This window comes from Sutterella sp., from assembly GCF_052272535.1.
Taxonomy (GTDB): domain Bacteria; phylum Pseudomonadota; class Gammaproteobacteria; order Burkholderiales; family Burkholderiaceae_F; genus Sutterella.
This window is the reverse complement of the sequence record NZ_DAVZJY010000071.1, coordinates 1-10,186: the sequence shown is the minus strand read 5'-3', so window position 1 is coordinate 10,186 and position 10,186 is coordinate 1. Positions and strand designations below refer to the sequence as shown.

6 protein-coding genes are annotated in these 10,186 nt (G+C 67.6%); 4 read left to right on the top strand and 2 right to left on the bottom strand.

The features are described from left to right. Both ACT6Y9_RS05230 and ACT6Y9_RS05225 read left to right on the top strand, forming a co-directional pair. Positions 1–320, top strand: a 320-nt coding sequence (locus ACT6Y9_RS05230; RefSeq protein ID WP_443743749.1) for a dihydrofolate reductase family protein, incomplete at its 5' end; no start/stop codon positions are given. A gap of 171 nt (positions 321–491) precedes the next feature. Beyond that, positions 492–1,271, top strand: a complete 780-nt coding sequence (locus ACT6Y9_RS05225; protein ID WP_443743748.1) for a transporter substrate-binding domain-containing protein — start codon at positions 492–494, stop codon at positions 1,269–1,271. A 206-nt stretch (positions 1,272–1,477) separates the two neighbouring features. Here the strand turns inward: ACT6Y9_RS05225 and gsiB are convergent, their stop codons facing one another. Continuing rightward, positions 1,478–3,016, bottom strand: a complete 1,539-nt coding sequence (gsiB, locus tag ACT6Y9_RS05220; RefSeq protein ID WP_295481059.1) for a glutathione ABC transporter substrate-binding protein GsiB — start codon at positions 3,014–3,016, stop codon at positions 1,478–1,480. Between the two features lie 171 nt (positions 3,017–3,187). Next, positions 3,188–6,811 carry a ribonuclease E/G gene (locus tag ACT6Y9_RS05215; RefSeq protein ID WP_443743747.1) on the bottom strand — a complete coding sequence of 1,208 codons (3,624 nt, stop codon included), beginning with the start codon at positions 6,809–6,811 and terminating at the stop codon, positions 3,188–3,190. A gap of 1,556 nt (positions 6,812–8,367) precedes the next feature. Here ACT6Y9_RS05215 and ACT6Y9_RS05210 point away from each other — a divergent pair. Both ACT6Y9_RS05210 and ACT6Y9_RS05205 read left to right on the top strand, forming a co-directional pair. After that, complete coding sequence (locus ACT6Y9_RS05210) at positions 8,368–9,387, top strand: RluA family pseudouridine synthase (RefSeq protein ID WP_295478035.1); 1,020 nt, start codon at positions 8,368–8,370, stop codon at positions 9,385–9,387. Then, entirely contained in the window at positions 9,377–10,048 is a 672-nt protein-coding gene (locus ACT6Y9_RS05205) for an HAD family hydrolase (RefSeq protein WP_443743746.1), read from the top strand. Before ACT6Y9_RS05210 ends, ACT6Y9_RS05205 begins: the two co-directional genes overlap by 11 nt. Positions 10,049–10,186: the final 138 nt, after the last annotated feature.

Below are 10,186 nucleotides of genomic sequence, written 5' to 3'. Positions count from 1 at the left end.
GCGAGGCTCAGCGAATCAAGAAGCTCCGGCCTTCAGGCCGGAGAGTGATCACTGAGATCGAAAAGCGCTTCGGCGTGAAGACGCTCCTTCTCGAAGGCGGCGGCATCATCAACGGCGCCTTCCTGAAGGCGGGCCTCATCGACGAGATTTCGATGATCGTCTTCCCGGCGCTCGACGCCCTCTACGGCTCCCCCTCGGTCTTCGGGTACTTGGGCGCCGAGGACGAGCGTCCGGCCGAAAACGTGCGCCTCTGCCTTCTCGAAAACGAGACGCTCGAGGGTGGCGCCGTGTGGCTTCACTACGCCGTGAAGAACGTCTGAGCATTTCCCTTAGGAGCAACCGCCGAGTTCTGCCGAGAGTGAATCAAACAACGCCCGCGGCGGGTCGCTCCAATTCATACGGTCGGTTAGATTCTTGGAACGCGCTTCTCCGAAGTCCCGCGCTTCTGGAGAAGCGCCGCACAAATACGCAACTCTCTTGAGGACAGTTCCATGAAGCGCTCCGTCGCCCTTCTTCTTTCCGCCGCCCTCAGCGCGGCTCTTCTCACGGCCCTTCCTGCTCAGGCGGGCGAACGGCTCGACCAAATCGTGAAGACGCAGACCTTGCGCGTCGGCACGCCGGGCGACTACCGGCCGTTTGCTATGAAGGAGGGCGACGGGTTCGCGGGCCTCGACATCGATATCGTCAGGAAGATGGCCGAGGTGTACGGTTGGAAGGTCGAGTTCGTCCGCACCTCCTGGAAGGCGTTGGCGGGCGACCTCAAGGCCAACAAGTTCGACGTCGCCGTGGGCGGCATCACGAGGAGCCCCGCGCGCGCCCTCATTGCGGACTTCCTCCCCGCCTACGCGCCCTTCGGCAAGGTCGCGCTCGTCAACGTCAAGAACAAGGACCGCTTCAAGTCGCTCGACGACCTCAATCAGCCCGACGTGCGCGTGATCAAGAATCCGGGCGGCACGAACGAGGCGTTCGTGCTCCAGAACCTCACGAAGGCGCAGGTCTCGACCCATGACAAGAACTACGAGATCCCGGGCCTCATCGCCGAGGGCAAGGGCGACGTGATGATCACCGAGAACGCCGAGGCGAAGCTCTACGCGAAGAAGGACCCGCGCCTTTATGCGGCCTTCCTCGACCATCCGCTCACGCCCGTGAACTTCATGGGCTTCCTCATGCCGACGGACGACGCGGACTACACGCGCGTGATGAACTACCTCTGGGATCTGCTTGACCGTCGCGGCGAACTGAAGACGCTCGAGGCGAAGTGGATCGAGTGACGTCCGGGCGGCGCTGACCGCCTTCCACAAAGACCGGCCGCCGGAATCTGCATGTATTCCGGCGGCCGTCGTTTCCTTTGCTTCTTTTCGGTGAAGACGCCGGGCCGCAACGTCGAGCGTCGACCCATAAAGGAGGCCCGGAAGACGCCTCACTTGGAGTGGGAGCGCCGGCCGGGCGCCGAAGCCCTGCCGAACGAGCCGACGGACTACTTCACGAGCTCGGCGTTCACGAAGTCGAAACCACCGTCGGGGAGGCTGTGGAAGTTCACGAGCTTCTTCGACGAGGCGGAGATGTCGTGGTCGACCGAGAGGAAGACCCAGGGCGCTTCGTTCCAGATGAGCTTCTGCGCCTCGTCGTAGATCTTCTGCTTCTCTGCGCGGTCGGTGGTCTGAAGGGCCGCCTTGAGGCGCGCGTCAACCTCGGGGTTGCTGAAGTACGCGTAGTTGCTCATCGCGGGCGGGAAGCTCGAGGTGGCGAGGAGCGGCCGGAGCACCCAGTCGAGTTCGCCCGTCGAAGCCGACCAGCCCCAGACGAACATCTCCATCTGAGTCTTTTCCTTGCTCGACTGCTGGACCAACTGCACGCGCTGGCCGGCCTCCAGTGCACGCACGTTGAGCTTCACGCCGATGCGGGCGTACTGCTGCTGCAGGAACTGCAGGAGCTTCTGGTTGGCCGAGGAATTGGTCGCCGCCCAGAGGTTCGCGGTGAACCCGTTCGGGTAGCCCGCCTCCTTGAGAAGCGCCTTGGCCTTGGCGGGATCGTAGGGCCACGCGCCGAACTGCGTGGCGTAGTCGATCCCGACGGGAGCGACGCCGGTCGCCGCAGCGCCGTAGCCTTTGTAGAGGACCTTCACGAAGGCGTTCTTGTCGAGCGCGTAGTTGAGGGCCCGGCGCACGCGCACGTCGTTGAAGGGCTTCTTGAGGTTGTTGAGGTAGATCTGACGCTGAACGATCGAGGGCGAGATCTTCACCTCGATGTTCGGGTCCTCCTTGAGGCGGTCGACCTGTTCAGGCGGCACGACGTCGCAGTACTGCGCCTCGCCCGTGCGGAGCATCGCCACGCGCGTGGCGTCCTCGAGCACCGGCTTCCAGGTGATGCCGTCCAACTTGGGGAGCCCCTTCTGCCAGTAGTTCGGGTTCTTCTTCACGACGAGGAACTCCGACGGGTTGTACCTCACCAGCGTGTAGGGACCCGTGCCGCAGGGCTTGAAGGCGATCTCCTTCTTCGGCAGGTCGAGGATCTTCGGGCACATCATCACGCCGCTCGGGTGCGCGAGCTGGTTGACGAAGGCGGAGAAGGCCTCGTGGAGGTGGAACTTCACCGTGAGGTCGTCGACGACCTCCACCTCCTTGATGTTCTTGTAGAGCGCGTAGCGCGTGAGGTGCTTCTCAGGGTTGAGCACGCGCTCGAAGTTCGCCTTCACTGCCGCCGCGTTGAAGGGCTCGCCGTCGGAGAACTTCACGCCCGGGCGCAGCTTAACCGTGTAGGTGAGGCCGTCCTTCGAAACCTCGTAGGACTCGGCGAGGACGTTCTTCAGCTTCATGTCCTTGTCGAACCCGAAGAGGCCTTCGTAGAAGGACTTCGCAACGTTCTGCGAAAGCGTGTCGCTCGCGTTGTAGGGGTCGAGCGTCGTGAAGGCCGAATAGAGCGAGACGGTGATCTCGCCGGCGAGTACGCCGTGGGCCGCAAGCCCTCCGAAGCTCGCAAGCGCGAGGGCGAGGGCGGCTTTCTGCAGACGATTCATGGGCTTCTCCGAGAAAGCGGTGCATCGGAAGCGTCGCGGAGGGGGGCTCCGTGCGTTTGACGCACCGTTGAAGTGCAAAACAGTCACTTCGACAATAGCCCATCACCCAACAAAAAGCGCCCCGGATGCACAAGACATCCGGGGCGCGGCAAGAAGTCTAGGCGCTAGGGCTTAGTTCTTCTTCGTCTCGACCTGCACGAGGGTCTCCGCCTCGGCGGCGGCCTGCGTCTCGTGCGGACGGCCCGGGTTCACGACCGGAGCGTAGTCCACGGGGTGGACGAGCTCGGGACGGGTCTGGACCTGCACGAGGGGCTCGGCGTCGGCGGCGTCGACGGGCGCGTGCTCAACGCGTCGGCCGGGCTGCACGACGGCTTCGTAGCCGGTCGCGGCCGAGGGCTGGGCCGTGTGGACCATCACGAGGCCGGCGTTCTTGAGGTTCTCCTCAAGGCCGTCGGTGATCTCGGCGACGGGCTCGGCACCTTCCGGTTCGGCTTCTGGCGCAGCCTTCGTCTCGATCTGGACGAGCGGCGCCTCCGCGGCGGCGGGGGCCTTCGTCTCGACCTGCTTGAGGGCGGGCTCGACGGCCTTCTCTTCGACCGTAAGCGCCTTGTCGGCTTCGACCACGCCTTCGTCGGCGCCGATCACCGTCGCGAGGACGGGTTCGCCGGCGGCGGCGCCTTCATGCGACTCCTTCGCCTCGGGGATGCGGTCGGCGTCGGCTTCGGTGCGCGGCTTGCGGCTGCGGCGCGGACGGCGTTCGGCCTTTTCAGCCTTCTCAGTCTTCTCAGCGGCTTCGTTGGCCTTGTCGGCCTCCACGACGCCCTCATCGGCGCCGATCACCGTCGCGAGGACGGGTTCGCCGGCGGCGGCGCCTTCGTGCGACTCCTTCGCCTCGGGGATGCGGTCGGCGTCAGCTTCGGCGCGCGGCTTGCGGCTGCGGCGCGGACGGCGGCGTTCGGTCGATTCCGCGGCCTCTTCGGCGGCCTGGCGGGCGCCCGCGAAGGCGCCTTCAACGGCCTGCGAAACGGCGGACTTGGTCTCGATCTGAACGAGCGGCTCGGCCGCGGGCGTCCAGGCCGGCTGCTCGGCGGCGCTCGCCTGCAGCGTTTCGGTCACGTCGGTCGATTCCGCGGCCTCGGCACCCTCGGCGCCCTCCGTGCGGTTGGAGCGGCGGCGGCGGCGCGGACGGCGGCGGCGGGCGCCTTCGCCCGACTCATCGTCGTCGGCGGCGGGCGCTTCGACGGCGTCCTGACCTTCTGCCTTCTCGGCCTTCTCGTCGAGGGCCTTCTCAGCCTTCTCTTCGAGAGCCTGGTCGGCCTTCGCCTCGGCGGCCTCAATCACCGCGGCGGCTTCGGGAGCCGGAGCGGCCTGAGCGGCGGCAAGCGCGGCGTCAACCGGCGCGGGTTCCACCGTTTCGGCAACCGTCGGCTGCACCTCGGCCTCCTCGGGGCGGCGGCGCTGACGGCGACGGCGCGAACGGCGTTCATCGTCGGCACCCTCGACCTGCGGCGCGGGCTGAGCCTCGGCGACCTGCGCGGTCTGGATGGTCTGGACGGCCTGCGCTTCGGCGGCTACGCCCTCGGCGACGGGCGTGGTCTGCGTGCGTACGTCGTCCGCTTCCGGACGGCGCGAACGGCGCTCGGTGCGCTCCCCGCGTTCAGAACGGTCGGCGCGCTCGAGGCGCTCGCCGCGGCTGCGGCGCGTGCGGCCTTCAGCCTTTTCGGTGCGCTCGGCGGGTTCACCGCGCTCGCCGCGTTCAGGACGATCGGCGCGCTCCGTGCGTTCGCCGCGCTCCGTGCGGCCGCGGCCGCCACGCGTGCGGCGCTCACCGCGCTCGCCGCGTTCGGTGCGCTCACCGCGGCCCGTGCGGGCGCTGCGGCGGCCTTCGGTCTTCTCCTCGGCCTTGACGGCGGGCTTCGCCTCTTCGGTCTTCTGCTCCTCCTTGGAGCCGAGGAAGAAGTCGAGCACGCGGCGCAGGAAGGACTTACCAGGAGCGACGGGCTCGAACTGCTTGGCGCGGCCGGCTTCGGGTTGGGCGGCCTTTTCGGTCTTCTCGGCCTTCGCTTCGGGCTGATGCACCGGGGCGGGTTCGCGTTCAATGATGTTCTTGATCACCGGAACCTGCTTCGGACGCGCGGGCTTGTCCTCCTGGGACTTCTGCGCGTACGGGTCGTCCGCCTTCGTCTCGATCTCCTCGACGAGGTTGAAGCTCGGCACGTGCGCCTCGAGGCGCTCGTCGTCCTGACGGATGCGCTCGACGTGGTAGTGCGGCGTCTCGAGGAAGGTGTTCGGAACGAGGATGATCGGGACGCGGTGGCGCGCCTCGAGCTTGGTGATGTCGTTGCGCTTTTCGTTCAGGAGGAAGGTCGCCACGTCAACGGGCACCTGAGCCTGGACGGCGCCCGTGCCTTCCTTCATCGCCTCTTCTTGGAGGATGCGCAGGACCTGGATGGCCGAGGACTCGGTGTCGCGGATGACGCCGACGCCGTTGCAGCGCGGGCAGGTGATGTGGTTGCCTTCGGAGAGCGAGGGGCGCAGGCGCTGGCGCGAGAGCTCCATCAGGCCGAAGCGGCTGATCTTGGCGACCTGCACGCGGGCGCGGTCGTAGCGGATCGCGTCCTTGAGGCGCTGCTCGACGGCGCGCTGGTTCTTGGGCTCGGCCATGTCGATGAAGTCGATCACGATGAGGCCGCCCAAGTCGCGCAGACGCATCTGGCGGGCCACTTCATCGGCGGCTTCGCAGTTGGTGCGGAAGGCCGTGTCCTCGATGTCGGCGCCGCGGGTGGCGCGCGCAGAGTTGACGTCGATCGCGACGAGCGCCTCCGTGTGGTCGATCACGATCGCGCCGCCCGAGGGAAGCGGAACCGTGCGGGAGTAGGCCGACTCGATCTGCTGCTCGATCTGGAAGCGCGTGAAGAGCGGGATGTCGTCGCGGTAGCGCTTGACGCGGTCCACCATGTCGGGCATCACGTGCGCCATGAACTGGCGGGCCTGCTCGTAGATCTCGTCGGTGTCGACGAGGATCTCGCCGATCTCGGGCTGGAAGTAGTCGCGGATCGCGCGCACGACGAGGTTGGATTCCTCAACGATGAGGAAGGGCGCCGGATTGAGGCGCTTGCCGGCGCGACCGTTCATCGTCGGCTGGTCGTTCACCTTGTGGTTCTTCTGGCCGTTCACCTCGACCACGTGGTCGTACTGCGCACGCGCGGCGTCGGCGATCGCCTCCCAGAGTTTCAGGAGGTAGTTGAGGTCCCACTGCAGCTCCTCGGTCGTGCGGCCGATGCCGGCGGTGCGGGCGATCGTGGACATGCCCGAGGGGAGCTCGAGCTTGTCCATCGCTTCGCGAAGCTCCTGACGCTCCTCACCCTCGATGCGGCGGGAAACGCCGCCCGCGCGGGGGTTGTTCGGCATCAGAACGAGGTAGCGGCCCGCGAGGCTGATGAAGGTCGTGAGGGCGGCGCCCTTGTTGCCGCGCTCCTCCTTCTCGACCTGGACGATGAGCTCCTGGCCCTCGCGGATCGCCTCCTTGATGGTCGCCATGCGGACGTCGACGCCCTCGGCGAAGTAGGAGCGCGAGATTTCCTTGAAGGGCAGGAACCCGTGGCGCTCCTCGCCGTAGTCGACGAAGCACGCTTCGAGCGAGGGCTCGATGCGGGTGACGACGCCCTTGTAGATGTTGGACTTGCGCGCCTCGCGGCCCGCGGTCTCAATGTCGATGTCGATCAGCTTCTGACCATCGACGATGCCGACGCGCGTTTCCTCGGGGTGCGTGGCATTGAAAAGCATGCGCTTCATTTGGGTGGTGCTCCTTCCCGTCCTGTTGAAGGCCGCGGACGAGAGGCGTGCCGCACGCAGAGGCTTTGGAGAAGCCGGCGCTTCGAGCGTTTTGATGCGGTTCCTTGCGCAGAGACGCATTCTCAAATGAAAAGAATGTGCCCGAAGGAAGGCGGAGCATCCCGAAGAACGCTGCGTCCGCCCGCGTCGCCGCCCTCATCGCGGAGGGCCGCGGCCGCGCCGCCGAGAAGCCGGCCGATGTGTCGCGCCCGCGACGCCGCGCCCTTCAAGAAGGCGCGTCGGTCCCGTTCGCTCTGGGGAGAGTCACGGCTCCGCGATTGAGGGAGGTCGAGCACTTAGAGGAAAGCTGCTCAAGGCCTCCGCGCGGAGGGCTCAATCCCTCACAAGCGGCCGGCATCGCTGCCGGTTGTCCTCCGGCTGCTCATTCATCCTCGCCGCGGTCCGGGCTCCGGCGCGCACGGCCGGAAGGGGCTCCGCAGGTGCGGGAGGGCTCCTTCAGGTCCTTCAGGGGGAGAGGCTGCTCAAACGGGACGCGCCGAATGCGGATGCTGCGGGGCCGCGCCTCCTCATGCGGAGAAGCCGCGGCGGAGTCGCTCCGACGGGGAGTGGACGCTCTTGAAGAGCCCGGCGCATGCACGCCCCTGATGTTTCGGGTTCCTGCGGACGCCCCGGCGCCGTCTCCCCGAAGGAGGGCTTCGCAGACTGTCCGCGGGCGAGCTCGACCGCTGTGGCGTCCGGCCGGGATGAACCCATATTGGTGCGGACGCGCCGGGAGCTCTCGAGGAAAAACCCGTGGAGCGAAGCCTCCGTACGCCGGGGGGCGCGGAGGGGGCCGAAGAACCTTCCGGGCGCGCAGCGGGGGTCCTGGAGCGGCTCCCGGGGACGTTCCGCCGCGCCTCCCGCCTGAGGGGAGGGCGTGGGCCCCGAGTTCGCCCGGACGCCCGTGCAACTTCATCTCCTCGAGAACGGGGAGCAGCTCCCACAGCATCCGGGCGCTCTCCCGCGGGCGGGGAGCGTCGGGGACGCGGCTTGGGAATGAAGCAGACGGCGAACGAAAAACTCTTTGCCTGTTGCGGCATCAGACCGCCGCCGACCGTCCGCCGCGGGATCCTTCCCGCGCCGCCCGTGCGGCCGCCGCCTGAGCCTTCGGCGCCGCATGCCCCCGGCGTCGGGCGCTCGAGCATCCCCCGTCGGGGGAGCGCGCGCCGCGCCGGCGGCCTGCGCCGCCAGTGAAAAAACCTTGTTTCCGTTCCGGCTCCCCGACCCTCCCGAGCGCACTGGTGCCGCCCGCCCCAAGCGCGGACGAAAGTCCGCGGGGACCGGGCGGCGCGCCTCGGGCGGCGCGGAACCGGAACAAATCCTTCTTCGGGCGTGAGAAAATGGCGCCTCCTGCGGCTCTTCGGGACGAAGTCCGACGAAGGACCGCGCCCGGCCGCGCAGAGGGTCCGTCCCTCCCGCCTCATGCTGCCCGTCCGCCGCGCCCGTGCTCCGTTCGTTCAGGAACGGAACCGGCCGCGTTCAGCCTGCGGCAGTACGCCATTATAAGTCCAAGTCCCATGACGCAAAATCCTCAGCCTGAAATTGCATCCGTTCCCTCGGCGTCCCTGCGCGCGCTCCCCCAGGACTGCGTGACCTACGTGAGGATCGGGGAGGACGCGGACGGCCAGCGCCTCGACAACTTTCTCTTCCGGCTCGCCCGCGGCGTGCCCAAGGGCCACGTCTACCGCGTGATCCGCGCGGGCGAGGTGCGCGTTTCGCGCCGGCGCGCCAAAGCCGAAACGAAGCTCGCGTTGGGCGACGTCGTGCGCATCCCGCCGATGCGCGTCGCTGAAAGGAAGGCGGGCGACGCCCCCGCCGCCCCTTTGGTCGAGGGGCAGCTTCCGGTGCTCCATGAAGACCGCCATCTCCTCGTGGTGCTCAAGCCCGCCGGCATCGCCGCCCACGGGGGCTCGGGGATCTCGCACGGGCTCATCGAGCGGCTGCGCGCGACGCGCCCCGAGGAGCCCTTCCTCGAGCTCTGCCACAGGCTCGACAAGGAGACCTCGGGCGCGATCGTGATCGCCAAGACCCGCAAGGCGCTCGTGCGCATGCACGACCTCATGAAGGAGGGGGGCGTTGAGAAGCACTACAAGCTTCTCGTGAAGGGCGACTGGGTGAACGAGCGTCAGCACGTGAAGCTCCCGCTCGAGCGCTATCTGCTCCCTTCGGGCGAGCGGCGCGTGCGCGTCTCGCCCGAAGGCATGTCCGCGCACACGATCTTCACGGTGCTCGAGCGCTTCGGAAGCGTTACGCTTCTTGACGCCGAGCTGAAGACCGGCCGCACGCACCAGATCCGCGTGCACGCGCTCTCGCAGGGCTTTCCCCTTGCGGGCGACGACAAGTACGGCGACTTCGCCTTCAACCGCGAGCTCGCGAAGGGGCTCCTCGGGGCGCCCCTGCGGAGGATGTTCCTCCACGCCTGGCACTTGAAGTTCACCCACCCCGTGACGAACGAACCGCTCGACATCACCGCGCCCCTCACCGACGAGCTCGAAGCCGTCCTGCGGGCGCTTGAGGAGAAGAAGAATGGCCGTTGATCAATCCTTCGGATCCGCCCGCTGCGTCGTCTTCGACTGGGACGGCACGGTGCTCGACACCACCGCCGCGATCGCGCTCTCGATCCAGTACGCCTGCGAGAAGCTTGGGCTCCCCGTCCCCTCGACCACGAAGGCGAAGTCCGTGATCGGGCTCGGCTGGCGCGACGCCATCCGCATCGTCGCCCCCACCTGCCCGCCCGAGGAGTTCCAGGCCTTCGGCGCCTACTACACGGAGCGCTACCGCCCCGAGGAGCTCAAGGTTCACCTTTTCCCCGGCATCACGGATTTGATCAAGGCGCTTCACGACCGCGGGACGCTCCTCGCGGTGGCGACGGGCAAGAGTCGCCGCGGGCTCAACCGCGTGCTCGAGCAGACCGGGCTCGGGCCCTATTTCTACGACACGCAGACCGCTGAGGAGAACCCCTCGAAGCCCGATCCGGCGATGCTGGAGCAGATCGGCATCAACACCGGCCTCGGGCCCGAAGCGGTCGTGATGGTGGGCGACACCACGCACGACGTGCTGATGGCGAAGAACTGGGGGTGCCGGTCGATCGCCGTCAGCTACGGTGCGATGACGGCGAAGATGCTCGAAGACGCCCGCCCCGACCTCATCGTGAACGACGTCGAGGCGCTCGCGCGGGCGCTCGGCGTCGAGCTCTGAGGAGGCCGCAGCACCCGCGCCGACTGCGGCGCAATCGCGTCTAGCGGCTTTGCCCGATGCCGCCTGCGGGCGCTCAAAAAAGCCCTTCCGGGCGGCCTTTTCCGGCGTTTTGGCGGCCGCTGGCACGCAATATGCTCG